The sequence below is a fragment of the Marinobacter sp. 1_MG-2023 genome (genome assembly GCF_030549045.1).
Lineage (GTDB): Bacteria > Pseudomonadota > Gammaproteobacteria > Pseudomonadales > Oleiphilaceae > Marinobacter.
Genome location: NZ_JAUOST010000001.1, coordinates 1281857 through 1308302, shown reverse-complemented (window position 1 = coordinate 1308302; position 26446 = coordinate 1281857). Strand labels below are relative to the sequence as shown.

Here is a 26446-nt window from a genome sequence, read left to right as displayed (position 1 = left end):
TCTACGGTGATCGCTAGGGCGCCAATGAGCAATCCGGGCTAATCCCTTTCAATATCTGACCTTGCCGCAGACTTTCAACAGGCTCGGATGTGTAGTAAAACTCTGACACCTCAACCGGCAGAGCTCCCCCTACAGACAGCCGCCGCAAACACTCAGCAACGAGTTCGCCCTCCCTACTTTCCCACTCCGTCAAATAAGTCGAACTATAATAACGAACAGCTTCAGCGCTTGAACCATGATTGTCACGGGCGTTTTCGATCAGCTTTAACACTTCACCAACCGATGATGCAGGCGCGGCCAGGCCATGTTTTACATAGCCGTAGTAATCCGGCTGGTCTGCGGGTTCAAGTTCATAGTATATCGGCATTACCCCTGCCAGAGCGGCTTCCAGATGGATACTGCTATTGCCAGCAATCAACCAGCCTATTTTTTCCATGAAGTTCGAGACGAACTCTTCGCGAGGGTCACTAAGTTCAACTCGCTCACTATTAGCAAAGGCTCCGCGGTATTGCCCGATGTCTCGCCGTGCCTGACCGGGATGCCACCGCAAGCAGACGGCTTGGCCGTTTTCCACCAAGGCATTGATAAGCTCAATGCCAGCCTCGGCGTTATCCAGCGCGTTCAGAGCCACACCCACCACCTTTTTGTTTGGCCCGTTCGACCTTTTCAGGTATTTCTTCTGACCAGAGAGAATTACCTGTGGTATCGGAACGTTTCGCGCGGTACTCGGTTGGTTTCGTTCACATTCTCGGTAGATGTCAAGCGCAGACTGGCCATCAAGAAACGCATAATTTAATCGTAACGCAGGGAAAATAGGGCTAACAGATGCATGTTGCAGGTACACCGTCTTAATGCCCTGAAGATGAGCGACGGCAAGCATGCAACGGTTGGGAGCATTGTGGTCGTTAGCCGTGATTACGAATTCTGGTTTAACCTGCGACAGCACCCGATAAAAGTAGGCCAGATAAATATAAACTCGGCAGAAGGTAGCAAAATGCCACTTCACAGAAACGGGGTGCTTCTTCTTTAACATGCGATATAAACCATAACCTCGGTAAGTAAACAAGATGACCGATCGAACTACGTCAGTTATGCTCAATTGGTAAGGAATGTGATCTTTGACTCTGTCCCGACCTGTAAGCAACTGAGGGTCGCAGATGGAAATGAGTTCTTCTCCTCGGTATTCCAACGAACTAACGGTTTTATCTAGCGAGCCCATTTGGTTAGCCGTGCCTGCGAACACTAAGAATTTGGCACGGTGTTTGAGCTCTAGTGGTTGCTTCAGCCGGAGATCCCGAAGTAGTAACGCGCCGAATTTGGCCACTTGTAGGAAAAATCCTCGGTAGCGAGGTTTTTCCCTTGTAAGCATAGGGCGATTGTGCAGTTGTTGGCCATGCAGATAAGCCAACCACGTTTCTGGTTCATTGTTAAGGATACCTGTTATTTCTTTAAACCATCGCATAATGAATCGCAATCACCCTGAAGACCCGCTTGTTAAGGCAACAATCGCAGGTATCGCTTCATTTGTAGAAAGTTTTGATGTATAGCTGCGTTTGCGGTCAGTGTTCTTTGCCCTTCTGACAACAATTCGTACTCTAACATGGATAACATATCCGCCGTCGCATGTTTGTTGGGTACATACGGATCCGGCTTACCGCATATCCTTCGTAAAACTTTGTCCATAAAGCCCTCTCTCAGCTCGTCATATCCATCGACAACCATGCCGCCGATGGCACCGTGACTGCCCTTAGCCCGCCCATCTTCAGATAAAAGCAACGAAAGTTTTCCTATGCTGTTCATAAAAATGTGCGCGTGTACACGGTAACCGACATGAAGATCGATATCGCTATAGGTTTTAATCAGGTTTTGTGCACTACCCGATATGTCGCTATAAGGAATCTGCTCGGAATCCAGCCAGCCAGCGAATAGCTGGTGTCGCCGGAGATGCTCTGGCATCGAACTGCCGTAAGCGGCTTCAGTAGTATTAAGCTCTAGCGAATGATGGAAAAGAACCTTAAACTCTGCGTCTTTGTACAGTTTCCGGCACGCAAGAATCTGCTGCTTCATCTGCGATTCCATTTGTGAGCTTTGCACAAATGAAACCCCTAGAGAAAATCCAACGCGGGAAATCTTTCCCGGCAGCTGAGGTGCGACATTGAGCGAGTCTAGATCATAATAGGCTGGACAACCGGTCATCATCACATTGTTAATAGAATTGAAACGTAAACTATTCATACTATGATAATCACGAACACTAATAGGAAGACCCGAGCTCTCTGCTTTTTTCAATAATTGAATAGAGTGCTCCGAAAATGAATAGTTGTAAGTGTCCTGCCAGCGCCCCGCGGCTGATTTCCAGCCGACTCCCATTAGCGTAAGTGGAACAGTTATATCCGCCAAATTTTTTGTGAGGCGATAGATCTCAGGATACATTTCGTACCTGAGCGACGGACCGCCCATCAGTATCACCGCGCAAGCATCGTTTACCAGATCAAGTCTCTCCTTATCGAAAGGCTCCCAAGCGTTGAGATCAACAATGTCCCTATCTGACCTTTCTTGAGCAAACAAAGCCTTTGCTCGATGTTTTATCAGAAAGTCTCCAGCGTTATTCCTGCTCCCGGTAAGCAAAACGTAGTATGGCTTCATTCAAACATGTTCCAATGTAGTACTGTATCTTCAGGAATTTCCTTAACCACTTTTTTACCAACGAGATCATCAATCAAACGAGGACTAATGCCGTAAGCAGGGCGTTTAAAGGTGAGGTCACTCTCTGTAATTTCCTGACCAGATTTTAGGTCATTTCTAGCAATCAAGCTCCTACGGGCGTTTCTCCTGGAAATTTCTTCATCTTTCAGAGCGTCTACACGAAACCCACCCAACAACCCGAACACCCGGTCCATGTTCCTCTGAAATAGCTTAAGGTCATGCACATCCATGGCGTGGTAGTGGTCATTACCCGGCAGCGTCTTATCGTGCGTGAAGTGTTTTTCGATGATAACACTTCCGAGTAACGCCGCAATTTCACAAACTTTCATATCTGCTGGCATTGTATGGTCGGAATAACCAATCAGCTTATCAGGAAAGGCTTTAAGCAACCCTCGGATCATTCCCAAATTGGCATTCTCATCAGGGGTTGGATAATTAAGAACACAATGCAGCAATGCAACAGGGTTACCGAACTCCTCTATCCAACTGACTGCCTCCTGAATTTCCCAGAGTTCGCTTGCACCTGTCGACAATATGATTGGCTTATTAAAGCCACAAAGATATTTAATGAAGGGCTTATTGGTAATGTCGGATGATGAGATTTTGAACACATCCATCAATTCATTGAGGAACTGAGCTGACTCCAAATCGAACGGCGTGCTCATGAATTCAATATTTCTGAGATCACAGTACTCTTTGAGCTGTTCCATTTCTTTCTTCCAAAACTTGTCGTGCTTGGAGAATAGCTCATGCTGGGAAAGGGTGGGCTCTTTGGATGTGTCCCAATAGGCAGGTGAGTGGCGAGAAGCCAAGGTATCAGCTTTGTATGTCTGGAATTTTATGGCGTCTGCACCTCCTTCCGATGCCTCATCCACCAAACGCTTCGCTGTCACCATTGACCCTTCATGGTTGACGCCTGCCTCTGCAATGATAAAAGGGCGGTGAAGTTCCGCTCCGTATGTATTAATACTTGATAAGAAATCTTTTAATTTCATGATGACTCCAAAACGTTTCGTATAAGTTTCTGAACCCGTTTTCGACCGCTCGACAGGTCAGCCTGAGACATCAGACTGGCCATGTGTTTGCGCGATTCTGGACTTTCTACGAGCTGAACAAAGTGTTTAAGTATTGTTACCGTGTCAACTTTTTTACCGTCTCCAAGGTTAAGAAATCCAAATTCTGCGCTGGCAAAGAGATGAGATAATTCGCGTGCGTTCTGGGCCAAAACAATACAAGGAACCTCAAGGGAGGCAATTTCGTACGTTGTTCTCCCGGCTGACGTAAATGCGATATCGGCGCTGGCCATGTGATCGGATATTGACATCGTATTTCGAACGACCCGGACATCCTCAAACTCATCAAGCGAGTCGTGGTGTCGATAACCAAAGCCAGTCACCACCAATATTTCTATTCTTTGGGATTGGCAATATCCATAAATCGCCTGGAGAACTTTTCTCGTAAGGTTGGCTGGATCAACCCCCCCAAAAGTTAGCAGAACCTTTCTAACAGCATCGCTGACAGGCTTTGGCTGGCTTAGGATAAACTCGTCTCTTAGAACAACGTATTCATGTCCAAAATAATGATTGGGCAACACTTGGCGCTCCGGATAAATAGCATTGATAACCAAGTCCGCGTACTCGGCACCTTCCCCGAGATCCTCGAAATTTATGACTTTAATACCCTTTCTTTTGAGTTCTAAGATCTCACTTGCTTCGGTGTCGAGGCGGTCATTGATTATCACATCGGGCTGTCTAACCTCAATGTCCTGAAGCAAGTTACCTGTTTCCTGAATAGAAACTAAATAATTTTTCGATGCGATTTTGTCAAATGCAAGCCTACTTTTCCGATCAACCAGAAATTCAAGCTGATGACTCAGAATATCATTCGCGATTATAAGTGAGTTATATACATGCCCTAAACCGATCTCCTGATAGCCGGAAACCACAAAAAGAATTTTTTTTCGGTTCTTGTAATATTCACATAGACTCCAGTCTTCATAATTATCTATATCGATAGCCTCACTACCCTGAAGCTCAAATAACTCAACGCAATTACCTATACGACTAATTTCTGATATACAACGCTTTCTCGTAATCAGAAACCCTCCAGTTTCCTTAAAAGTCGGGGTCAAGTACTGTCGATTCAAACGCTCGCTGTAATTTGGAGTATAGCATCCATTTTCATAGCGCCAGGTAAGGTGAGTATCATTTACGGCCGAAATAACTGTGTCAACGGTCTCATTTAGAAGCAAAGAACCCAGCGCAGCATCCAAAGATTCCCTTTTAAGGAGAGGCGAAGTTGGCTGGAGGGTAACGATCAACTGGTATTCTTTTCCTTCGTTTTTTTCTGCCCGGTTCATGCAATCGTATATAACAGGATCAAGCGTTGTATCATCACCTGCTTTATTTACCTCTCGCTTGACAACCGACGCCCCTAACTTTTCAGATATTAGTGCAATTTCATCATCTTCTGTAGAGACATAAACATCGGGCTTATAGCGCGATGACAGCGCCATAGTAATTGAGTACTGAATAAGTGGTTTTCCATCCAGAATTCTAAGGTTTTTCCTTGGAATACCTTTCGAACCACCACGGGCCGGAATGACAATCAGTATTTCATTCATATCTGGGCTTTAAATCCTAGTTAATTGGTAACTTGCGCTAAGATTATCCAAAAATTATTCTCTTCAGCGACCACGGCATTGCAATAGCGCGAGATGCCAAAAACCATGTGGCGAGAAATTGAACGGTTGTACCGACACACATAGCCCAAGCGGCACCGGCTAGACCATAGGGCTCCAAAAGGGTTAGCAGAAGAACAATATTTATAGCGCCGGATAAAATCGTTATCTTAGATATTTGCTGAGTTTTTTTAGCGTAAATCAGATAGCTGGATACCACGAAGTACATACCAAGTATTGTTTGAGCTAAAACCAACCAACCTATGACATCACCAGCGGGCGCATACTCTACACCAGCGATAAATATCAGAGCCGGCTTCCCAAAAATGAACGCAAATAATGCAATTATTACAAGCCCCAAAAAATATAAATAGCTAATCTTAATTATGTGCTTTTTTTCTTCACAGTTATCCTGTTTTAAGCGCTCAAAAAGCCAAGGAACATATGCTTTGTGTATACTCTGCAATAATAAATTTAGCGCAAGTGCCAACTGTGCTGCAACCATGTAGTGACCGGCTGCCTCTAAACCCAGAATAGAGCTTATTACGGCCCTATCCACGGTTAACAGTAAAAAACCACCGATAAAATGAGGGAGCAAAGGCACACTGAATGTTAACGCATCCTTAATTAATTCCGGTTTCCAACTAAGAGTTAAAAGCTTATCCCGCCAAAGCAAAATTGCGCCTAAAACCCCAAACAGTAACATTGATGAAGTTATGCCAACTAGTCTTCCATCAACACCTAGTGAAACTGTTAACACTAGGAGCAACGACAAACCGGCATTAAAGGCGCTTTGACTGATTTGGAATTGCCCATACTTCATGGGCTCTTTTCTAACCTGCCACTGCCGTAGTCGCAACTGAACTAAGAAATTACCTATACCAACCAGTATACCTGCGAAAAGCCACTCCCTAGGCAATCCGAGTATCTTTAAAAGCGGATCCACAAGCTGTAACATAATAACGGTTAGTATTATAGAGCTGATTATCATAATTGCTACACAGGCCGCCACATAGTCTCCCATGTATCTTTCTGGTTCGTCGTAATCGTAATATTTCCGAGTTGCAGCCCCATAAGTATTAAGGCCACAAAATACCCCAAGCAAGCTACACCAGACCTGAAACACTGCGACTACACCATACTCTTCAGGAGTGAGGTGTCGAGTGAGTATCGGAAGCAGTAGGAACGGTATGGAAGAATTAATCAATGTGGAGATCGCATAAATTCCACTACCGGACACTAATGAACTATGACGAATTTTTTTTAACAAGTTAAGTTTTACGCCCTAGTTATTGACTGGTTTACTACCAAAGTTAATTAAAAACGTGTAACGGGTACACGAATTTTTTGTCGACCGCCACTCGCTTTGATTTAGCCGGAGCTTGTTAAACACCCCGTTTTCTTTAATGGAATTTCTTCTCAGCCTTCAGCTTCTCATAATGCTCTACATTCCGCTGACCAAATGATTTTGCTGGATGGCCGCCAGCAATTGCATATGATGGGATATCACTCACCACACAACTTCCAGCTTGAATTATTGCACCTTCCCCTATAGACACGCCACCCAACACGATCACTCTACTCCCCAGCCATACGTTGTCGCTTATTACTATATCCTTATGCACATATGTGCTGTCGTAAGGAATCGAACTTCCAAAATCAAAATTGTGGTTTTCAGAAATAAACAAACAGCCGGGGCCAGAATGAAAGTTGTCTCCAATAAATACCCTCCCACCACCAGTGATTTGCATACCGTTGAAATTAACGTTCGCCCCTAAGGTTGTTGTTGATGTCACTGAGGATTTTCCGTTCACAATTACAGGCCCTTTGTAATCTGCACACTGCCATAGGACCTTTTTTGTGTAATATTTCCGAATTACGTTTCTCCTCCACAGCAAAAAAATGTTAATAATAGATCTCATTTAGCGTTCCTTCGTGATATTTTGTTATAGATCTAGCCACCTGTCGGCCTTAGGCGTTCGTAATAAGGAGAAGCACGGTTTGAGGCGGTTTTTAGTCTCTTTCGACACGAGTAGCGGTTCGGCTTCACCAAGTAAGAGGCGAAAAAGTGGTCAAATCAGGCCTTTTTCACATTAGTATAAATTCAAAGTCGGCAGGCTGCTCGAACACGCCTATTTAGTGTGATATTGCCGGGATTTGGGCTAGTCGCCTTTCATTGGTCAGCATGGCCTTGAAATTATTGACGATGTATATGCTGCGGTCGACAATAACGGGCTCCGGGCGGACGCTCCGAAGCTAGGTGATTCACCATTTACAACTATTTTTGGTCACTTTCTACCGGTAGCAAATTGCCGCTCGCAAATGACTTCATTTCTAAATATGGAAAAGGTTTTATATATTTCATACCGGCCGGACTTGGCATCCAAAGCTGGAAATAGAGCTTAACCGGAAATATCTGAGAAATCTTAGAAATCCTTTCCCCTAGGCCGAAGACTCGAAACGTTATTCTATTAATTATACTAGTGCTATTAACACTGACCAAGGCGTCTTATCTGTTTTCTTATTTCAGCCTTTTTTTAGCCTTCTGAGAAACCTTCCTTTCCTGATCGGATAAAGGCAACTAAAATTACCGTAAACACCCCAAGCATCCCGCCAAGCATCGTGGCCACGATTGCTATCAAAGCCCGTTTTGGCTCACTCTTTTCCTGAGGAATCACAGCCGGGTCCAACGTTTTAAATATATATTCGCTTTGGGCGTTAGCCAGCATCACCGTGCGGGTTTCGCTTTCTATGAGCTGGTAGAATACCTGTTGCATGCCGGCGATATTTGTTTCCCCAAGCTTTCTTTCAAGGTAAGCAATGCGGGTTTCAGCTTCGTCCACATCTTGCGCGCGCATGTGTTCGTTAATGTCGTGTACCAGTTTTTCAGCCCATTCTTTGGCCACAGGGGGTGCCTGGCTTTTAATGCTCAGGGTGAGCATGCCGATATCTTCATTTGTAGAGAGGCTCAGATGGCTTTGTTTAAACTGCTTCACCATATCCCAGTCTGTTGGCTCTAGGCTTTCTCCTTCGTCATTAGTCAGCCATTCACCGGTCTCGGGGTTGTAAACTTCCCGGTCTATTAGCCACTTTTCATTTTCTACATCCCAGGTGTCAGTAGCCATAAGAGGGATAATGAGGTTGTGTCTGTGGATAAAATCTGTAAGGAAGGCGCGAGATTGCAGAACTTCCTTTGCTATAACAGTTTGGTTCGACCCGCCTCCGCCGAGACTGATACCGGCCAAGCTAGCCAAACCACCAAGCTGGCCGCTAATTCCGGAACCGCCCTCGTCCTGAGCAGGGGCCAAGAGCACGCTGGACTGGTAGATGTTTGGCTTACTGAGTGCATAAAACACCCCAGCGGAGGCGAATATGATGACAAAGAGAGTGATGATCCACTTACCACGCCACAGGATGGCAAAGAGCTCTCGGAGATCGATTTCATCATCCGAATAGTGAGGCCGTTCCATAACGTGCGGAATATGTTTCTCTTGGCTACTCATCACAGGTTCCCCACTGCTGCGGCGCCCAGAGCCATTTGATAAACAATCTGGCTTACGTTCGTCCACAGTTCCAGTTGGTTCAGACGGTCCACATCAATGGGCATAATTACCGTATCACCGGGTTGCAACTGCTGGCTGCGACCACCAAACCAGGCACTCTTCTCGGGCAACATCACCGAGCCGTCAGCCTTTACCACGTATACGCGGTTCTCGTCCGCCTGGCGGGTAGGCCCGCCAGAGCGTTCCAGGTAGTCGTCTACCGTCAAACCTGCCGAGTGCAGATGGCTTGTGGGGAATTGTACTTCGCCGAACACACTCACAGCCTGAGGGATAGTGGGGACAGTTAAAGAATCGCCATCCTGAAGGCGAATGGATTGGTAGCTGCTATCTTCGAGAACTGAGGCAAGATCAATAACCATGCGCCCTACCGGGCGGCTGCTCTGTACATCGTCCAGTAGCCCCTGAACCTGCTCCACCCGCTGTGCATTTTGACCACCGAAGTTGTCACCATCCAGCTGAACCCCCAGCAAATCCCCTTGGAGTCGTTCTTCAGCTTCCCGCAGGCGCTGAGCTTCCAGCTCACGCAACTTTTTACGGGTGAATACCGCACCCCGCGGGAAGGCATTGCTGGTAAGCCCTCCTGCACGCTCAAGCACGTCCACCAGCGTCTCGCCGTCGCTGAATGTGTACTCACCTGGATAAAGTACTTCACCTCTCAGTTTTATCGTACGTGTGGCGCCGAACAGAGGGATGGACCTGACCATCAGGCGGTCACGACTTTGCAACTGTATATCGGCTTGGTCGTTCATTGCGTCAGCCAGGCTGACGGTAAGGAGCTGGGTTTGCTCTACTCCATCACCACTCAGGTTTCGGCGAGCCAACTCTGCATCTAACATCAGTGCGGAGTCTTTCAAACCACCGGCCATAACAATGGCATCTTTCACTTTTCCTGTCGCTGGCAGGGGGTACTCACCCGGATAACGAACCGGGCCGGAGATGGTCATCGTTTGCTGAGGCGTCGCCGGCGTTGCCTGGGCCTTCAAACGTTTCACTACAGGACTGAACAATGTTTCCCGGCTGTAGCGCTGAAAAGCTTTGTTCATTTCTTTATCTGCGTCTTGCGTGAGCTCGCTCCTTCCCTCATCCGCGAATAGCAGCAGTTGGTCTTTTTCCTGCAAAACCAGATCTTCAACACCGCCGGGGTTGGCGATCGCTGCTTTAAGCTCAAGACTACGTACAGAAATTTCGTGAGACTCGGGATCGGTTCTAACCAGCGCTGCGAAATTGGTGTCTGCAATAGGCAACAAATCCGCATCCAGGTTTCGGATGATAGAGCTCACCCGCATCCCAGGTACCCACGCAAACTTGCCCTCCCGGGTTGCCGCACCGGTTATTTCAACATACTGGCCGGTTACATCCGCGATAGATGCAACTGAAACTCGGTCACCGGGTCTAACCTTGGCGCGCTTGTCCTGGTCATTCGTGAGGTCGGCTTCCGCGATCACGCGAAGAAAATCCTGGTTCGTACGTTCGATGCGCGTTATTTGCGGATAGGCTTGAGAGGTGAGACCTCCAGCCAGATTTACCAAGCCGTCTAACGTGGTGGAGTTTTTAATTTCGTAAAGCGCTGGGCGATAGACTTCTCCATCAATCCCTACCCGGGGGCCTACAGCCGGAATGAATACTGCATCTCCGGGCTGAAGGCGTATATCACCGCTGGTATCGCCTTTCAGCAGCAGGTCGTAGAGATCCAACGTGCCTACAACCTTCCCGTTACGCTTCAGCTGTATATTGCGCAAAGACCCTGTGTGGCGAATGCCGCCAGATACGTAAAGCGCATTGGTTATGGTGGAGAGCGAGCTGACACTGAAGGACCCTGGCGTGCGGGCCTCACCAAGCACAAACACTCGCATACTGCGCAGCTCGCCCAGGGATACAGCCGCTTTTACACCAATGTACTGCTCTGCAACCAGCCGGCTAATTTCTTCTCTGATTTGCTGAAAGCTCATGCCCGCGACATTGACGGGCCCTCTCTCAGGCATGTCGATGGTGCCATCACGGGAAACAACCAAAGATAGCTGACGATTCTCATTGCCCCAAAGCTGAACTTTCAATTCGTCACCAGGGCCCAGTGTATAATTGGCCGGCACTGGAATTTCCGTCACCGGCGCAAAGGTGCTGGGCTTACCTTCAAACAACTCGTAGCCGAATGGCTTCAGGCCGTTGTTCTTATCGCTGAACGCTTGTTCTTCTTTCGAAGGCTTGCTCCTCCCTTCGTTCTCACCCCCCCCCTGCTCCGAGTCTCTCTCAAGCGGCTCAACGACAGAAATGTCTCGGTTTACATTTCGCTGAGACTGCGACGTTCCACTTTGAATCTGATCCAGGTCCACCCCATATTGCCGCGCCAACGCTTCCTGCTGGGCTTTGGGTAAAGATTTAAACTGCTGAATTTGGGCAGGTGTTATCGATTGAGCGGCAACACCGAGAGGCATGAGTAATGCCAAAGAACAGACGAAACTCTTAAAGTTCACAGCGGGTTTCCAGTATATGTTTTAAAAAAGAGTTTGAAGTTATCGACCAGATTAAGCTCGTCAGAAACGGTATCGCCAACTGGCACCTACGGACCACTGGCCAGCTTCATTCTCTGCAGGGTTAACCAGTTCAAGCTTTTTATCGGCAAACTGCGCACTTAAGTCCAGCCAGCCACTTAAAAACTCTGTGCCATAGCCAACTTTTGCGATCACTTGTTTGGCGTTTTCAGCCGGGACCATTAATTTGATGCTTTCATCAACTACCGGTGTTCGGCTAATTCCATCTTTGTTGAACTCAACAAAGCTCAGGCTGGCCGCAAGATTGCGTCCGTCGTCGAAGAAGTGAAAGCCGCCTAATGTTATTGCCTCGGCATCCCCACTGAAGCTGGCGCCCATGGTTCGGCCATAATAGCGATAGCCGCTGTTGTAACGAGAGTGGTCGTAAGTAATGTTGGGCATGGCGTCGCCCAGAAAGTCATCTGCAAGGGTATTGGCGTACTCTATAAACCACTGCTGCTCGCCGCTTAGCAGCTGGCTCGTCCAATCGGAGCCCAGAAGCCAGGATTTACGGGCGGGGAAAGCACCGGCTTCGTCTTCACCCATCATCTGACCATAGACACCCATCGTTTGCTTGCCGATTGCAAAACCATAACGCGCATCAATGCTGGCAAGCTGGTTGCCTGGGTCATCTTCTTCCAGTTGGCCGTTGTCCTTGCCGACCAATGCATTCCAGATGGTAGAAGCGCCTTCAGGCCGGCCCTCACCTCCAAGCATGATCGCACGGGAAAAGCCCAATTCAAGCCCATCCAGTGGGCGAAGGTTCAGGCGCATACCGATCAGCTTAGCTTCCGGCACTGTGCGTTCTTTTTCGTACTGCCCGGCAAATATTGTGAGTTGCCAGGGGCCAATCCAGCTGAGCCAACGGCTTTCTGGAGCGGAAGCGTCTTTGCGGTTCAACCATACCGAGGGCAATGGCCGGGCGTTATTGGATAAAATAAGACTCGATTGCCAACCCGGGCCCCACCAGCGATCGATAGCACCCGCACCAAACACCCAGTTACCTGCGGTTGCGGCGAGATAGGAGCCATCCAGGCGAATGCTCTCATCATCATCGGGATTATGGGCGTAAGCCGGGCTGATTCCGAAGGCCCAATTCTGTCCCTGCCATTGCACGTCAAGTATCGCGGCCGCCTCAGACATTGGGCCGCGATCAAAACCCTGAACTATTGACACTTCATTTGTGCCAGAGAGTTCAAACTCGGCACGAAAACCAGGTGACGCTTGCTGGCTCCGCTCAAACTCAAGGTAATGGCGTGCGAGCCCAGTGGCAGGATCAGAATTGTTTTCTGACTCACTCAAGCCATTGGTTATCGAGCCCCACATGATTGGCCAGCTTGTGACAGGGCGCTGAAGCTGACCGCGATCAGCGAGCTTCTGGACAGCATATCGGGCACGCACATCACCTGGTTCAAGCCATGGCGCCGCTGTCGTTACAGTGCTAGTCAGGCACGCTACCGCCCCACCGACCAAAGCCCAGTGTTTTAAGGTCATAGAAATAAATTGCCTGCAATAACAGGAAAAAAACGAGAAGGGGAAAACACGCTCCCGACTGCATCCCTGTCAGTATGTGAATAGTCCAAGTCTGAAGCGGGGCAATTCTACGGCATCGTATGTGACATTCAAGTGACAAAAAGTCTGACACATGTGAGAAATGAATGCGGAAGCGTCAAAGGCTGTGAAAGCATCAGAAGTGCGTCTAATTTAAATAAGATCAGCCAGCACCCTCACCAGCGCTCTCAGTTGCTACCTGCTCTCTTACCGAGGACACAAACTCGCTCATAAAGGCCAAAAAAACGCCCAACATGCTGCCGAGCAACACCGCCAACACAGCGATGAGACTGCGTTTAGGGGCTACTTTTTCGGCACTTTGACGGCTGGTAACTAGTACCTCAACTCCCTGTAGGCCCTCAAGCCTACCCTCGAGCTTTGAGCGCCGCTCTATGGCACCGGCTATAGCTTCACCAGCATCTTTTTCACCTTTCAATGTCTCAATAGCGCTCTCGACAGATTCGATCTGTCGCTGCAAGCTCTGCCGTTCGCTCTTGATCAATACATCCTGGTCGTCTTTAACGCTGTTTATCAGGGCACTGTGGGCAGCGCTAACCGCCTGACCTTCGTCCTTCGTTGTAATGCTTTCAAAACGAATAAGACCGGTGCTTTCGGGATTGTTGAAAACCACATCAAAGGGCAGCTTTCTGCCGTGCTCTCCGCGATAACGCGTCTGCACTTCTGGCAACCAACGGCTCTCCAGCGTTGCAATTGTTGTCTCGGGAGGCTGCACAAATTCCTTGCTGTCTTTTTGCGCGATCTGAACAAGGCTGACGTATTCGAACTCGTCCGGCATCCACAGCGCGTACCCCAAGCCAGCTAAGGTGACGAAAATAAACACCACATAAAAAACCCGGCGCCTGCGAACAAACGTTGCGACCAGGTCAACCAGGCTGATTTCATCGGAATAATCTGGCCGCTGATCGGCCGGGGGTGTGTTTTGCATCTCATTCATTAAATTGTAACCTGGAGCACGTATTTTGTAATGGGAGCGAACAATCTGGCGAGAACTGGTTCAGCGCCAATAGACTTACTAGTCTACAGTGTAGACCTTATTATTTACGTTAATACCCAGTAAGCCATCAGGACTAGTGCCTTATGGCCGAAACCGACACCTTCACTGATTGTTGCTTCTGCATAAAGCTGATCAGCACAATAGCCCTTTCTTCACCATCATAAGCCTGAAACACTGCATTGATACCCTCAAACGGACCTTCACTCAGCTGAACAGTCTCTCCAGTTTTCAGCCCGCCATGCTGTTGAACCGTATCGAGGCCCTGTTTAACTTGCTGGATCACTTCATCAGAAATGGCTGCCGGCTTGTTTGCGAAGCTGACAACGCGCAACACGCCGCGGGTTGAGCGCAGCTTTGCCCAACTTGGATCGGTTTGCTCCAGTTGCACGAAGAGGTAACCGGGGAAAAGCGGCTCAAGTTTCTGAGACCGCTTTCCGGATTTGATCTTCTCTACCTGAATTTTCGGGTAAAAACAGGTGATCTCCTGATTTTGCAGGTGCGCCAGTGCGCGATCACCTTGGGCAGGCTTGTGCTGCAGAGCGTACCAAGTCATACGATTCCGTAGTTAATTTATGGTGAGCCGTAACCCTAAATGCGCATCAAAAATACCAGTTTCCTGCCGCAATAAAATACGGATTTAACACATCCTCTTTGCCATACCTAAGGGGTTCACCATTCAAAGCGTTTACGCTACCGCCCGCTGAAAGCAGCACGGCATGGGCTGCAGCCGTGTCCCATTCACTGGTAGGGCCCATGCGTGGATAAAGATCGGCGTGGCCTTCGGCTATCCGGCAAAATTTCAGTGAGCTGCCAGCCTGAATCGTTTTGTGGGCTCCAAGCGCTCTAATAAAGTTGCGGGTCTCATCATTCATATGGTTTTTGCTGGCGACAACGCGCTTGGTTGACGGGGGCTCCGCAACGCGGATGCGGTGAACCTGCCCGGTTCGGTCACGCTTATGGGCGCCCTCACCCTTTATTCCCCAAAACGCTTCTTTTAATGCAGGGGCGGTAACCACACCCATTACCGGCACACCGTCTTCAATCATGGCAATATTCACCGTGAACTCGCCGGTACGCTGGGTAAACTCTTTGGTGCCATCAATCGGATCAACCAGCCAGAACCGGCGCCAGTGCTTGCGCTCTTCCCAACTAGCCTGCATACCCTCTTCGGAGAGGATTGGAATGTCCCGACTTATATTGCGCAGACCTTTAACTATAATCTCGTGGCTCGCAACATCCGCAGCGGTGATAGGTGATTCATCTTCCTTGTAGCTCACCTTGAAATCAGACTGGTAGATATGAAGAACTCTGGTGCTGGCTTCATCCGCTACTTTAATAACGTCCGGGAGTATTGAGCTATAGTGCATGCCATGGATCCTGCTTCAGTGAAGTTTCCGGATACTAACAAATATTAGCGGCTGTCCGCACTGAGGCTTTTCTGCAGTGGCGCTTTCAGGCAATCTTGTAGCACTCACTTCAAACGCATTCTAACCCACCCGCTCAAAAGGTCTTTCGTGTATGAAACTTCGTTTCCTCGGCGGTACCGGCACGGTAACCGGCTCACGTTACTTGCTTTCCGATGACAAGCATCGCGTTTTGATCGATTGCGGTATGTACCAAGGCGTGAAGACCCTCCGCAGGAGAAACTGGGCAAAGTTCCCTGTAGAGCCCAGCACCATTGATGCGGTTGTTCTTACCCATGCCCACATAGACCACTCTGGTTACCTGCCTGCACTGGTGAAAAATGGCTTCAAAGGCAAGATATACTGCACGAAGGGCACCCATGATTTGTGCAAAGTGCTGCTTCCGGATGCGGGTTATTTGCAGGAAGAGGACGCAAAATACGCTTTCCGGAAGAAATTTTCGAAGCATGCACACCCGGAACCGCTCTTTACGGTGAAGGATGCAATGGAAGCTCTGAAACATTTTGAACCCCTTCACTACCACGAAACCTTTGAGCCGGTGAAGAACTTTGAAGTCACCTTTACCCCTGCAGGACACATCCTGGGGTCTGCTTGCGTGCATGTTCACCACAAAGCTGATGATCGCACAGTGGTATTCAGCGGGGATTTGGGTAGGCAAACTGACCCGATCATGCGTCCACCGGAGCCGATCAGCAAAACTGACGTGCTTGTGTGCGAATCAACCTACGGCGACAGGTTGCATGAGGAAACCGACCCGGAGACCGAACTTGCCGAGATCATCACTCGCACCGCTGGCCGTGGCGGCATCGTATTGATACCGGCTTTTGCTGTTGGCCGCGCACAGATGCTGCTCTACGTGATTCATAAAATCATGAAAGAAGGGCGCATTCCCAAACTCCCCGTGTTCCTAAACAGCCCCATGGCCATCAAAGCTACAGAAATATTTTGCAAGCATCATAAAGAACACAAACTAAGCGCCAGCCAATGCGAAATGATTGACGCTCATACCACGTTCGTCCGCACCGTGGATGAATCCATCAAGCTGGACTCCGCCCGCTACCCTTGCATCATCGTATCTGCCAGTGGCATGGCCAGCGGTGGGCGGGTCCTCCACCACCTGAAAACTCTGCTACCGAACTATAGAAACAGCGTCGTGTTCGCAGGCTTTCAAGCTCCAGGAAGCCGGGGCGACCGGTTGGTAGCGGGTGTAGAGTCGGTAAAAATTCATGGAGAATACTGGCCCGTGAAAGCTGAAATTCACAACCTGGGCTCCCTCTCCGCCCACGGCGACTACAATGAAATTCTACAATGGCTTGAGCAAGGAACCCTTGAGCCAGAGAAAGTTTACGTTACCCACGGCGAAATGCTGGCCAGCGACATCATGCGCAAGCGAATCCATGAAAAGTTCGGATGGGACGCTGAGGTACCGGATTTGTTTGAAGAGGTTGAGATTTGAGGTTCACTGAGTACTTTTTCGGCTTTCTCCTACTGTTTTTGGCAGCTAGCACGGTTCAGGCCCAACCCTTCACACTCCCCGGTATTCCCGGGCTTTCGGGTGGGTCTTCTGAGCAGACCGATGAACAGGAGGCCTCGCCCGAACAACTGACGGAATCTCTTGAGGTCACTATCCAGGCTTTGCAGGATGACGAAAGCCGGCAGGCTCTGGTTGAACAACTCAAGGCTATCCAGCAGGGGCTGGCAGTGGAATCTTCGCAAACCTCACAAACGAGAGCCGGCGGAGAAGGCCTGCTGGGTGCTCTGGCGGTTCTGTTTGATGAAGCCGCTAACCCGGATAACAATGCGGAATCACCACTTGGGAAGTGGAAAGCGAATTTCAGAAATGCCTACAGTGCGGCCGAAAAATTACTGGCAGGCGCATCGTTTCGAGTGCTTATGGAAACCCTTGCCGGACTCACAGCTTGGCTGGTCGCACTTTGGGGCCTCTCACGCCTGGCCCGCATGTTGTACGCATGGCGAGATTGGCCCGTAGAGATGCCGAGGCAACCCCGGCCCTGGATGCTGATAGCGCACCTCGCGCGGCGTCTTTTACCCTGGCTGATTACCTTTACCGCGCTGCTGGCCGGACTACCAACGTTCGGCATGTCTGAAGGCGCTCAAACCACCGTTTTGATTCTTGCCTACGCCGCCCTGTGCGCCCGGGCACTGACTACATTCTTTGATGTAACCATCTCCATCTTCTCCAGCGGCCATCGCCAAACTGCCGTTCTGATACTGCGCCGGCGAATTCTGGTGCCACTGTTCATCATAGGCGCGCTCTTCGCTCTAGAAGATGCCCTGGGCACCGCCGAGCTCACCTCGCAACTCGGCACAGAACTGGCCAGCGCCCTCGCCCTGATCTTCAGCATAGTCGCGGCTCTGCTGAGTTTTTTCCTTATTATTCGAAACCGTCGCCCCGTCACTCATCTGATTCGCAATCGTCCCTATAAACAACGCAAAAATCAGGGTGTCGGGCGCGAAGTGACAGCATTGCTGGCGAGGCTTTGGCATATCCCAATGCTGCTCGCAATCAGCGCCTCGGTGGTAGCTGTTTTCGCAAATGGTGGAGAGGCTGATGAGGCCCTGGGCAGAGCAATGATCTGCGCGTTACTGCTTGCGGCCACACTTGCCATCCAGGGTTTGTTCGGCATTCAGGAAAACAGCCCCAAGCATCGGGCCCTCAGTAAATTCAGCCAAAGATTAGTGCGTTTTGGATACCACTTGCTACAGATTGCTGCATGGCTGGCGTTCTTTGAGCTGATTCTCCAGATCTGGGACCTATCATTACTCGGTTTGGGCGAAAAACCACCGATCAGTGTCGGCCTGACGAACAGCCTGATCGGTATAATCCTCACATGGTTGATTGCCAGCATTGCCTGGATCTTTGTTGACGAACTGCTGGAACGGGCGCTGCGCGAGGGCGATCGAAAGAAAAGAATCAATCCGGCAAGGGCCCAGACAATTGTTCCCATCGCCCGGAACACTCTGCTGATTACCATCATCGTTGTAGGGATATTTGTAGGCCTATCCACATTAGGCGTAGACGTAACGCCCCTTCTGGCAGGTGCGGGCATAATCGGCCTCGCAGTCGGTTTCGGCGCCCAGACGCTCGTTCAGGATTTGATCACTGGCCTGTTTATTGTGGTTGAAGACTCCATGTCGGTCGGCGATTTCGTAGAAATCAATGGATTCATGGGCACAGTGGAAGGGTTCAACTTACGAACTGTGCGGTTGCGGGACCTCGAAGGCGTTGTTCATCACATCACCTTCAGCAAAATCAGCTCCATACACAACATGTCGCGCCAGTTCGGTATCGCGCTGATCAAAATCCGGATCCCCCGCGAGTTACCCATTGATGACGCCATTCTTTTGATGGAAGAAACGGCCGAGGAGCTGCGGACGCAGCCGGATATGCGCTGGCTGATCTGGTCTCCACTCGAGATGCAGGGGATTCACTCGTTTGAAGAAGGCTGCCCGGTATTGCGGATGCGGATGCGCACCAAGCCGGAGTGCCAGTGGGATGTTTCGAGAGCGTTTAATTTGTTGCTGAAGCGGAATATGGAGGAGCGGTATATTGATGTTGCGGCGCCGAGGATTAGTGTTGAGATGAATGGCGAGGGTGGTGGTCGCTCTCCGTTAATTGAAAGACAAACCCAAGGTAACACCTGACATACAGCGGGTTCTCGTTGTCTTTACAAAGCTAAGATCCGCTGATCGATACTGTGCTTGCAACTGACGATTGCAAAGTACGGCATTCAACTTCACAGACGACAGCCAGAAGGCAAATAAGACGCGTCCCATGTCGCTGTCACCGCTGTGATATCGAGCACACAACTCCATGCGCCCGATGATGTGCGCTCAAAACGCAGAATCAAACCTGTCAAGTTTGGGTGCGCATTGCCGCCCATGGTCACCTGAAGCTGACCCGATCCGTCAGGGTTAAGCGTACCTATATTTGTTGCCTGATTTCCGCTGGTTAGGTTGGATGGGGTATAACCGATTTCGTTGTTGGTAACGTTCCCGCCAGAACCTGAGCGCTCTTCAAATGGCGCTTTATAAGCTGACAATTCACCTACAGCCCGGTTTAGCTGAGCTTTAAAGACGTAGCCTTGATAGAGAGGGATAGAAACAGCAGCGAGAATGCCGATGATCGCAACGACAATCATCAGTTCAATTAAGGTAAAGCCGGCATTTTTAGTCATAAGCGATCGAGTTCTGGCAGCAAGGGTTAGAGAAATAGAATTGCAAAATTCGCGCCAAAACCCGGCCCATTGGGAGAGCCGCCCTTTAGATCTTTCGAGTGTAGTGGGCATCAACTACGTAGATTCAAATAGGCTCGAATGACATCAGCTTCTTGTTCTCGACCAGCCGCTTTCAGTGCGCTCTCAAGAGCAGAAAAGAGAGCCTTACTCTCGCCCTCCAGTACCTCTTTAAAGCGAATACGATCAATTCCTGCATTTAAAATTGTAATAGCCTCATCCGCCTGACCATTTTTCACAAGCGCATCAGCCAATACAGTTCGAGCCTGAACACAGTCAGGAGCACCTTCCAAGCTATCGTCAAGCAATTGGATGGACTCATCCTCCTTCCCCAACATCCAAAATAACCTTGCTTTAGTAGCAAGCTGAATACAGTTCGGCGACTTGAATGCCGCTTGCCTTTCTATTCGAGAGATCGTCTTTTCGGCGAGCTCATGCCCTAGATCCATATCAGCCATTGCAATCGCCGTATTAGCTTCCGAAAGAATCAAGTAGTTGGAGATTGACGTGTTCAACGGTGAAAAATAAGACAGTGGTAAAAGCTCGTAATAAATATTATTAGATAAAGATGGAGCCGTTTTTTCAACATTAGATTGGCTAATTATTTCTCTAGATAGATAATCAGTCCCAGATGAAATCAAACCAAATAAGCCAATCGAAGACAATACGACAGCTGACGACCACTTCATCATTTTAGGACTAATAATTTTTTCAAGATTCATTCTTCTATAAGGTACGAATTCAAAAGCTCCAATCCCCAGAAAGCTACCAAATATAAAAGCCAACAGAGGCTGATAAAAAATAAAGTTAACGAAAGCATGTGCAGCTACAGTAAAAATAATCGATAAGAGAAAAAAGCCCTGTATACGACGACTATCACTATCCGTTCCGATTAGACCTTTCGCGACTTTAAAAATTACAATTAACGGGAACGCTATGCAAGCAACAAAGCCGAAAACCCCCAACTCCAGAAGAAGCTGCAAATAATCATTATGCACAAAAAAACCAACTGTTCCTACTTCAGAGGGCTCACGCACAGCTGGATACAATAAAGAGAATGTCCCCAACCCTGAACCGAACCAAGGAGAGTTGAAAAAGAGCTTTAGACCCGACATCCAGATATCAAGACGGTAATTAAATGATTCAACCCTACTAAACGGACTAATGCTATCGGAAACCCTGAATGATAACAGCATGTTTGAAAGGAAATATGCAGCTACGAGGACAGAAAAAATAGTTAATAACGACTTTCGGTAACGGTTACTACATAAAATAAAAATAAAGAGAAAAGAAATTAAAAGAACTAAAATTGCAGCTCTTGACTGCATTGAAAATGTCGCAACCCCCAGAAATAACAGCATTAACCAAACTACGAGCTTATGCTTTTTCTCATCAACAACAACTGATTCCGACAAAATTAAGATTGCAATCACGGATAAATTTGCTGCTAAATTTGCATCAGCAAACATACCTCCCGTGCGGTCAACATGAAGTATTGACATAAACATCACAACAGAGGCATTGCATGACGCAAAAACAACGATAGATAGCTTTAGATACTTTTTTGCAACGCTAGATCCATCGTTCAGAAAAATCATGAACCCAATCGACATTAAGCTCAACGAACAAGCAACCCAAAAAGATACCCAAGGCCATTGACTAAAAAAAATAGAAGCAAAAAGAACAACTAAGAAAATAATGGCGTAAAATTCCAGCCGTGCAATCGGCGCAGAACCCCTCACCACAAATAAGCAACAAACCGAGATTACCCAAAGTACTGAAAGCCACCCACTATCAGAAGGAATGGATTGAAAGCCAATCAAAGTCGCCAGAGCAATGCAGAGAATAATCTGAGCCCAGCTCGAATTCATAGCGGTTGACATTATCCGTCTCCGAAAGATTGCAACTAAAAAGGGAGGGGTCGCCCCCTCCCTTCATAGCACACAGCTCTACACAGAGCCCTTAAACACTTAGCCTATGGAACAGCAGGTGTTCCGGCAGTGCATGAAGACGGCAGATAATCGGCGTCGACGTCGGAGACACACTCCCAGCTTCCCGCAGTGGTCCGTTCAATACCGATAACATCACCGTTAAGAATGGCTGAGGCGTCTTGACCGAAAGTCGCGATGATAACACCAGCACCACCAGCGGCTGACTGGAACGTAATCGTGCTAGGTATAGAGCCGTCCATCAAGTTGGAAGACGTCATACCAAGATCACCCGCGTCTGCTGGAAAAGAGCCGCGATTAAGCTGTTCTTCAGCGGACGTTTTTGCAGCAGAAATCTCACCCAATACTCGAGTGACTTGCGAACGCGCAATGTAATCCTGATACTGAGGAATAGCGATAGCCGCCAAAATACCAATGATCGCAACAACGATCATAAGTTCGATCAGCGTAAAACCCTTCTGGGCGTGATTGATTTTCATGTTCTTCATATTCGACCTCTATGATTGTCGTTGATCAACTCGAAATGGCCCGGGGCCGGTGGAGCTTTGCCCCGAGACCGGTTTTTTGAGCCTACCGAAGTCTAAGCACTTCTCGTGCCAATCAAAATAAAACAATAAAAATCTTTTAACTCAATAGCTTAGAAAATTCCGCGTTCCAAACACCTTATCAACCCCAAACCCTCAGAGTCGTTTTCCGTCATTCACTGACACTATTTGTCACCCCAGACTGCTACTCAACATTTTTTTGTCAGACCACTCCCAATTTAAACCTCGAATAGAGCACACGCCTTCCCAAACCAACACTGTGCATCTAAACTCACCTGAATAGACAAAACCTTCTTTCAGTCACTTAGACGGCACTCCTTATATAGTTTATGGCTACTAACCAAAGCAATATCACACTTACCGGTCTGGCTCGGCGCTTTGTAGATGACGGACTCCTTGACGAAGCCATCGCCAAGGATGCCTTCGTTCAGGCCTCCCAAAACCGGATTCCTCTGATCACCTACCTCACCCAGAACAAGCTGGCTGACAGTTCCAAGCTGGCCTTTTCGGCCGCTATGGAGTTTGGGGTATCCGTTATGGACCTCTCTGCATTTCTCCCGGAAATGATGCCGGAGAAGATAGTTGACGAAAAACTGATTCGAAAGCACAACGCCCTTCCTCTTCTCAAAAGGGGAAATCGACTTTTCATCGCGGTGTCCGATCCCACGAACATCCAGGCACTTGATGAAATAAAATTCAACACAGGCCTGAGCACAGACCCTGTATTGGTTGACGATGCACGGCTGCGTGAGGCTATAGACAAGTATCTTGAGTCAAATGACACCAGCATGGGTGATCTTGATGATGCGGACCTTGAAGGTGTAGAAACTGAAGGGGGTGAACAGGATGATGATGAAGGCGCTGTTGCTGCCAGCGATATAGATGATGCGCCCATCGTAAAGTATGTAAACAAAATGCTTCTGGACGCCATTCGCGGAGGCGCTTCGGACGTGCACTTCGAGCCCTACGAAAAAGTTTACAGGGTGCGATACAGAACCGACGGCATGCTGAAGGAAATGTCTCGCCCTTCGATTAAACTGGCACCGAAGATTTCGGCACGCGTCAAGATTATGGCGCAATTGGATATATCCGAACGGCGCGTTCCCCAGGATGGCCGAATCAAGATGAAGCTGTCCAAGACGAAAGCCATTGACTTCCGGGTTAACACGCTCCCTACCCTTTGGGGTGAGAAAATTGTTCTCCGGATCCTGGATCCAAGCCAAGCGAAACTGGGCATTGATGCCCTGGGCTACGAGGAAGACCAGAAGCAATTGTACCTAGATGCTCTCGCCCAACCCCAAGGCATGATACTCGTTACAGGCCCAACGGGCTCCGGTAAAACCGTATCTTTGTATACAGGCCTCAATATTCTTAACACCGAAGACATCAATATTTCCACAGCGGAAGATCCAGCCGAGATTAACCTCGAAGGCATTAACCAGGTAAACGTAAACAACCGGGTGGGATTAGGATTCGCCGAAGCATTGCGCGCCTTTCTCCGGCAGGATCCCGATGTCATCATGGTGGGTGAGATCCGGGATCTGGAAACAGCCAACATCGCGATAAAAGCCGCACAGACAGGTCACCTGGTTTTATCTACCCTGCACACCAACAGCGCTGCAGAAACCCTTACCCGAATGATGAATATGGGCGTCCCCGCTTTCAACATTGCGACGTCGGTGAGCCTGATCATTGCCCAGCGACTTGGCCGGCGGCTGTGCAGTGCGTGCAAACAGCCCGGTGATGTGCCAAAAGACGTACTTTTGACCGAGGGGTTCACACAGGAACAAATTGATACAGGGTTCAAGTTGTACCACCCCAAGGGCTGTGATAAATGCAATGGTGGATATAAAGGCCGCGTCGGTATTTACGAAGTGGTCAAGATTACTGACAAGCTGGCAAGCATGATTATGGAAGAGGCCAGCTCCATTAAAATTGCAAAGCAGGCTGAGGCCGAAGGCTTCCGGAATTTACGCCAATCCGCACTTATGAAAGTGATTGAAGGCGTAACCAGTCTTGAGGAAGCCAACCGCGTGACGAAGGATTAAGCATGGCAGAGAAAGCGCAAAAGCTGGAATCGTATATCTGGGAAGGTAAAGACCGGAAAGGCAACAAGTCCAAAGGTGAACTTACCGGGTCCAATTTGTCCCTGGTTAAAGCCCAGCTACGCAAGCAGGGGATCATTCCGGACAAGGTCAAGAAGAAGCCCAAGCCACTGTTTGGTGGAAGCAAAAAGATCACACCCTTCGATATCGCCATGCTTACCCGGCAATTGGCGACAATGATGAAAGCGGGCGTGCCACTGGTTCAAAGCTTCGACATAGTTACCGATGGCCTTGAGAACAAAGGCTTGCAGGAACTGGTTATGGCAATTCGGAATGACATTGCTTCCGGTACCAGTTTTGCCGGGGCGCTTCGCAAGCATCCGAAATACTTTGACAACCTTTACTGCAACCTGGTGGATTCCGGCGAAAAAGCTGGCGCGCTAGAGAAAATGCTGGATCGAATCGCGACCTACCTTGAAAAAACCGAGCTTCTCAAGAAAAAAGTTAAAAAGGCAATGACCTACCCCATTGCAGTGATTGTTGTGGCGCTCGTCGTCACCGCTATTCTTCTCGTTAAGGTAGTTCCTCAGTTCGAAAGCCTTTTCCAGGGGTTTGGCGCGGAGCTTCCTGTCTTTACCCAAATGGTCGTGAGGCTATCTGAGTGGATGCAGACATGGTGGTTTGTCGTATTGCTAGGCATTGCAGGCACGATATTTCTGTTCAAGGAAGCCAACCGTCGCTCCCCGAAATTCTCGGACTTTGTGGACAAATATGTACTTAAGCTGCCTATCGTAGGGGAAATTCTAGACAAGTCTGCAGTCGCTAAATTTGGACGGGTTTTATCCACGACCTTCGCGGCAGGTGTTCCCCTCGTAGATGCATTGGACTCCGTTGCTGGCGCGACAGGAAACGCCGTGTATAGGGACGCCATTCAACGCATAAAAACCGATGTTTCCAGCGGTACCCAGTTACAGGCATCCATGCGACAGCAGGACATATTCCCTGTTATGGCGGTGCAGTTGACAGCGATCGGCGAGGAATCCGGTAATCTGGATGAGATGCTGGAAAAGGTGGCTATTCATTATGAGGCAGTAGTTGACGATATGGTCGACAACCTGACTGCACTAATGGAGCCAATGATCATGTCTGTTCTGGGCGTTCTTGTGGGCGGTTTGATTATTGCGATGTACCTGCCAATCTTCCAGATGGGACAAGTTGTGGGCTAAAAGCCACTGTTCCCTCTCCCCGCACCCCTTTCCCCAAGGGTGCGGGGAGTAATACGAAAGAACCACTAAGAGCTTTTGAATGTCCACATTAAACATCTTCCTTTCAACTCCCTGGCTTCTGTACCTCACCGTAATCTTCGTTTCCCTATGCATCGGTAGCTTCCTGAACGTTGTCATCCTTCGCCTACCAAAAATGATGCACCAGGACTGGCGCTGCCAGTGCGAAGCCTTTCTTGAAATTCCGGAGGCCCAGCACAAACAGGAAGAGCGCGTAACGCTTTCCAGCCCGGCGTCCACCTGCCCTTCCTGTGGCCACAAAATCCGCGCTTGGGAAAACATTCCGGTAATCAGCTACCTGCTCCTTCGCGGAAAGTGCGCCGGCTGCAAGGCCCCCATTTCGGCCCGTTATCCCGTGATTGAGGCATTAACCGCATTGTTTTCCGTGATCACGGTGGTAGTTGGGGGCGCTTCTGAATCGACCTTGCTGACCTTGCTATTGGTTTGGGCATTGGTCGCCCTTACTGTGATCGATTTCGATACTCAGCTTCTACCAGACAGCATCACCCTACCCTTGATGTGGCTAGGGCTGGTATTAAGTTATTTTGGGTTTCTGGGTGATTTTAACAGCGCTTTCCTGGGAGCCGTATTCGGTTATCTTTCTCTCTGGTCTGTTTACTGGGTGTTCAAGCTGGCAACCGGCAAAGAAGGCATGGGGCACGGAGACTTCAAGCTGCTGGCCGCCTTAGGTGCCTGGCTGGGGTGGGAGTTATTACCCGCAATTATTCTGCTGTCGTCAATTGTGGGTGCGGTAGTTGGTATCAGCCTGATGCTATTCAAACAACATGGGCGTGAAGTCCCGATTCCATTTGGCCCCTACCTCGCAGCGGCCGGGCTGTTATGCTTATGGTTCGGCGTTGAGATCCAGGCATTCTGGTACGGACTTTTAGGAGTTTGAGGC

The 26446-nt window shown here is 48.9% G+C and carries 20 protein-coding genes; 5 read left to right on the top strand and 15 right to left on the bottom strand.

Annotated features, from left to right (window positions below; genetic code table 11):
- Positions 1-13: 13 nt before the first annotated feature.
- The 12 genes from Q4606_RS05970 to cysQ all read right to left on the bottom strand — a co-directional run bounded on the left by Q4606_RS05970 (position 14) and on the right by cysQ (position 15410).
- Positions 14-1462 (bottom strand): hypothetical protein, encoded by a 1449-nt coding sequence (locus Q4606_RS05970; protein WP_303606957.1) that lies wholly within the window; start codon positions 1460-1462, stop codon positions 14-16.
- A gap of 32 nt (positions 1463-1494) precedes the next feature.
- The gene (locus tag Q4606_RS05965) at positions 1495-2646 is read right to left on the bottom strand and encodes a polysaccharide pyruvyl transferase family protein (RefSeq protein ID WP_303606956.1); all 1152 of its coding nucleotides are present in this window, start codon (positions 2644-2646) and stop codon (positions 1495-1497) included.
- Positions 2643-3701, bottom strand: coding sequence for an N-acetylneuraminate synthase family protein (locus tag Q4606_RS05960; protein WP_303606955.1), 1059 nt, complete (start codon positions 3699-3701; stop codon positions 2643-2645). Before Q4606_RS05960 ends, Q4606_RS05965 begins: the two co-directional genes overlap by 4 nt.
- Complete coding sequence (locus Q4606_RS05955; RefSeq protein ID WP_303606954.1) at positions 3698-5329, bottom strand: hypothetical protein; 1632 nt, start codon at positions 5327-5329, stop codon at positions 3698-3700. Before Q4606_RS05955 ends, Q4606_RS05960 begins: the two co-directional genes overlap by 4 nt.
- A gap of 43 nt (positions 5330-5372) precedes the next feature.
- The gene (locus tag Q4606_RS05950) at positions 5373-6626 is read right to left on the bottom strand and encodes a lipopolysaccharide biosynthesis protein (RefSeq protein WP_303607020.1); all 1254 of its coding nucleotides are present in this window, start codon (positions 6624-6626) and stop codon (positions 5373-5375) included.
- Between the two features lie 163 nt (positions 6627-6789).
- On the bottom strand, positions 6790-7308 hold the full coding sequence (locus tag Q4606_RS05945) for an acyltransferase (protein WP_303606953.1): 519 nt from the start codon (positions 7306-7308) through the stop codon (positions 6790-6792).
- 615 nt (positions 7309-7923) lie between these two features.
- Positions 7924-8889, bottom strand: a complete 966-nt coding sequence (locus tag Q4606_RS05940) for a Wzz/FepE/Etk N-terminal domain-containing protein (protein ID WP_303606952.1) — start codon at positions 8887-8889, stop codon at positions 7924-7926.
- On the bottom strand, positions 8889-11420 hold the full coding sequence (locus Q4606_RS05935; protein WP_303606951.1) for an SLBB domain-containing protein: 2532 nt from the start codon (positions 11418-11420) through the stop codon (positions 8889-8891). Before Q4606_RS05935 ends, Q4606_RS05940 begins: the two co-directional genes overlap by 1 nt.
- A gap of 60 nt (positions 11421-11480) precedes the next feature.
- Complete coding sequence (locus Q4606_RS05930; RefSeq protein WP_303606950.1) at positions 11481-12971, bottom strand: capsule assembly Wzi family protein; 1491 nt, start codon at positions 12969-12971, stop codon at positions 11481-11483.
- 220 nt (positions 12972-13191) lie between these two features.
- Positions 13192-13983 carry a Wzz/FepE/Etk N-terminal domain-containing protein gene (locus Q4606_RS05925; RefSeq protein WP_303606949.1) on the bottom strand — a complete coding sequence of 264 codons (792 nt, stop codon included), beginning with the start codon at positions 13981-13983 and terminating at the stop codon, positions 13192-13194.
- Between the two features lie 133 nt (positions 13984-14116).
- Positions 14117-14596, bottom strand: coding sequence for a transcription/translation regulatory transformer protein RfaH (gene rfaH / locus Q4606_RS05920; RefSeq protein WP_303606948.1), 480 nt, complete (start codon positions 14594-14596; stop codon positions 14117-14119).
- Between the two features lie 46 nt (positions 14597-14642).
- Positions 14643-15410 carry a 3'(2'),5'-bisphosphate nucleotidase CysQ gene (gene cysQ, locus Q4606_RS05915; RefSeq protein ID WP_303606947.1) on the bottom strand — a complete coding sequence of 256 codons (768 nt, stop codon included), beginning with the start codon at positions 15408-15410 and terminating at the stop codon, positions 14643-14645.
- 151 nt (positions 15411-15561) lie between these two features.
- On the opposite strand from cysQ, the gene Q4606_RS05910 reads away from it, so the two are divergent.
- Positions 15562-16923, top strand: coding sequence for an MBL fold metallo-hydrolase (locus Q4606_RS05910; RefSeq protein WP_303606946.1), 1362 nt, complete (start codon positions 15562-15564; stop codon positions 16921-16923).
- Entirely contained in the window at positions 16920-19133 is a 2214-nt protein-coding gene (locus Q4606_RS05905) for a mechanosensitive ion channel domain-containing protein (protein WP_303606945.1), read from the top strand. The genes Q4606_RS05910 and Q4606_RS05905 overlap by 4 nt, the downstream gene beginning before the upstream one ends.
- 92 nt (positions 19134-19225) lie before the next feature.
- Here Q4606_RS05905 and Q4606_RS05900 read toward each other — a convergent pair whose 3' ends face one another.
- The 3 genes from Q4606_RS05900 to Q4606_RS05890 all read right to left on the bottom strand — a co-directional run bounded on the left by Q4606_RS05900 (position 19226) and on the right by Q4606_RS05890 (position 22160).
- Positions 19226-19666 (bottom strand): pilin, encoded by a 441-nt coding sequence (locus Q4606_RS05900; protein WP_303606944.1) that lies wholly within the window; start codon positions 19664-19666, stop codon positions 19226-19228.
- Between the two features lie 110 nt (positions 19667-19776).
- Positions 19777-21606: an O-antigen ligase family protein gene (locus Q4606_RS05895; protein WP_303606943.1), complete on the bottom strand. Its 1830-nt coding sequence runs from the start codon at positions 21604-21606 to the stop codon at positions 19777-19779.
- A 92-nt stretch (positions 21607-21698) separates the two neighbouring features.
- Positions 21699-22160 (bottom strand): pilin, encoded by a 462-nt coding sequence (locus tag Q4606_RS05890; RefSeq protein WP_303606942.1) that lies wholly within the window; start codon positions 22158-22160, stop codon positions 21699-21701.
- 386 nt (positions 22161-22546) lie between these two features.
- On the opposite strand from Q4606_RS05890, the gene pilB reads away from it, so the two are divergent.
- The 3 genes from pilB (at position 22547) to Q4606_RS05875 (ending at position 26443) form a co-directional block, all read left to right on the top strand.
- Positions 22547-24265 (top strand): type IV-A pilus assembly ATPase PilB, encoded by a 1719-nt coding sequence (pilB, locus tag Q4606_RS05885; protein WP_303606941.1) that lies wholly within the window; start codon positions 22547-22549, stop codon positions 24263-24265.
- Between the two features lie 2 nt (positions 24266-24267).
- Positions 24268-25488, top strand: a complete 1221-nt coding sequence (locus tag Q4606_RS05880) for a type II secretion system F family protein (protein WP_303606940.1) — start codon at positions 24268-24270, stop codon at positions 25486-25488.
- Between the two features lie 79 nt (positions 25489-25567).
- Positions 25568-26443 (top strand): A24 family peptidase, encoded by an 876-nt coding sequence (locus Q4606_RS05875; RefSeq protein WP_303606939.1) that lies wholly within the window; start codon positions 25568-25570, stop codon positions 26441-26443.
- Positions 26444-26446: the final 3 nt, after the last annotated feature.

What these genes read in the sequence shown, in the direction of transcription:
- Q4606_RS05970 (WP_303606957.1), bottom strand. Translation starts at nt 1,462, where the DNA reads ATGCGATGGTTTAAAGAAATAACAGGTATCCTTAACAATGAACCAGAA.
- Q4606_RS05965 (WP_303606956.1), bottom strand. Translation starts at nt 2,646, where the DNA reads ATGAAGCCATACTACGTTTTGCTTACCGGGAGCAGGAATAACGCTGGA.
- Q4606_RS05960 (WP_303606955.1), bottom strand. Translation starts at nt 3,701, where the DNA reads ATGAAATTAAAAGATTTCTTATCAAGTATTAATACATACGGAGCGGAA.
- Q4606_RS05955 (WP_303606954.1), bottom strand. Translation starts at nt 5,329, where the DNA reads ATGAATGAAATACTGATTGTCATTCCGGCCCGTGGTGGTTCGAAAGGT.
- Q4606_RS05945 (WP_303606953.1), bottom strand. Translation starts at nt 7,308, where the DNA reads ATGAGATCTATTATTAACATTTTTTTGCTGTGGAGGAGAAACGTAATT.
- Q4606_RS05940 (WP_303606952.1), bottom strand. Translation starts at nt 8,889, where the DNA reads ATGAGTAGCCAAGAGAAACATATTCCGCACGTTATGGAACGGCCTCAC.
- Q4606_RS05930 (WP_303606950.1), bottom strand. Translation starts at nt 12,971, where the DNA reads ATGACCTTAAAACACTGGGCTTTGGTCGGTGGGGCGGTAGCGTGCCTG.
- Q4606_RS05925 (WP_303606949.1), bottom strand. Translation starts at nt 13,983, where the DNA reads ATGAATGAGATGCAAAACACACCCCCGGCCGATCAGCGGCCAGATTAT.
- rfaH (WP_303606948.1), bottom strand. Translation starts at nt 14,596, where the DNA reads ATGACTTGGTACGCTCTGCAGCACAAGCCTGCCCAAGGTGATCGCGCA.
- cysQ (WP_303606947.1), bottom strand. Translation starts at nt 15,410, where the DNA reads ATGCACTATAGCTCAATACTCCCGGACGTTATTAAAGTAGCGGATGAA.
- Q4606_RS05910 (WP_303606946.1), top strand. Translation starts at nt 15,562, where the DNA reads ATGAAACTTCGTTTCCTCGGCGGTACCGGCACGGTAACCGGCTCACGT.
- Q4606_RS05900 (WP_303606944.1), bottom strand. Translation starts at nt 19,666, where the DNA reads ATGACTAAAAATGCCGGCTTTACCTTAATTGAACTGATGATTGTCGTT.
- Q4606_RS05895 (WP_303606943.1), bottom strand. Translation starts at nt 21,606, where the DNA reads ATGTCAACCGCTATGAATTCGAGCTGGGCTCAGATTATTCTCTGCATT.
- Q4606_RS05890 (WP_303606942.1), bottom strand. Translation starts at nt 22,160, where the DNA reads ATGAAGAACATGAAAATCAATCACGCCCAGAAGGGTTTTACGCTGATC.
- pilB (WP_303606941.1), top strand. Translation starts at nt 22,547, where the DNA reads ATGGCTACTAACCAAAGCAATATCACACTTACCGGTCTGGCTCGGCGC.
- Q4606_RS05880 (WP_303606940.1), top strand. Translation starts at nt 24,268, where the DNA reads ATGGCAGAGAAAGCGCAAAAGCTGGAATCGTATATCTGGGAAGGTAAA.
- Q4606_RS05875 (WP_303606939.1), top strand. Translation starts at nt 25,568, where the DNA reads ATGTCCACATTAAACATCTTCCTTTCAACTCCCTGGCTTCTGTACCTC.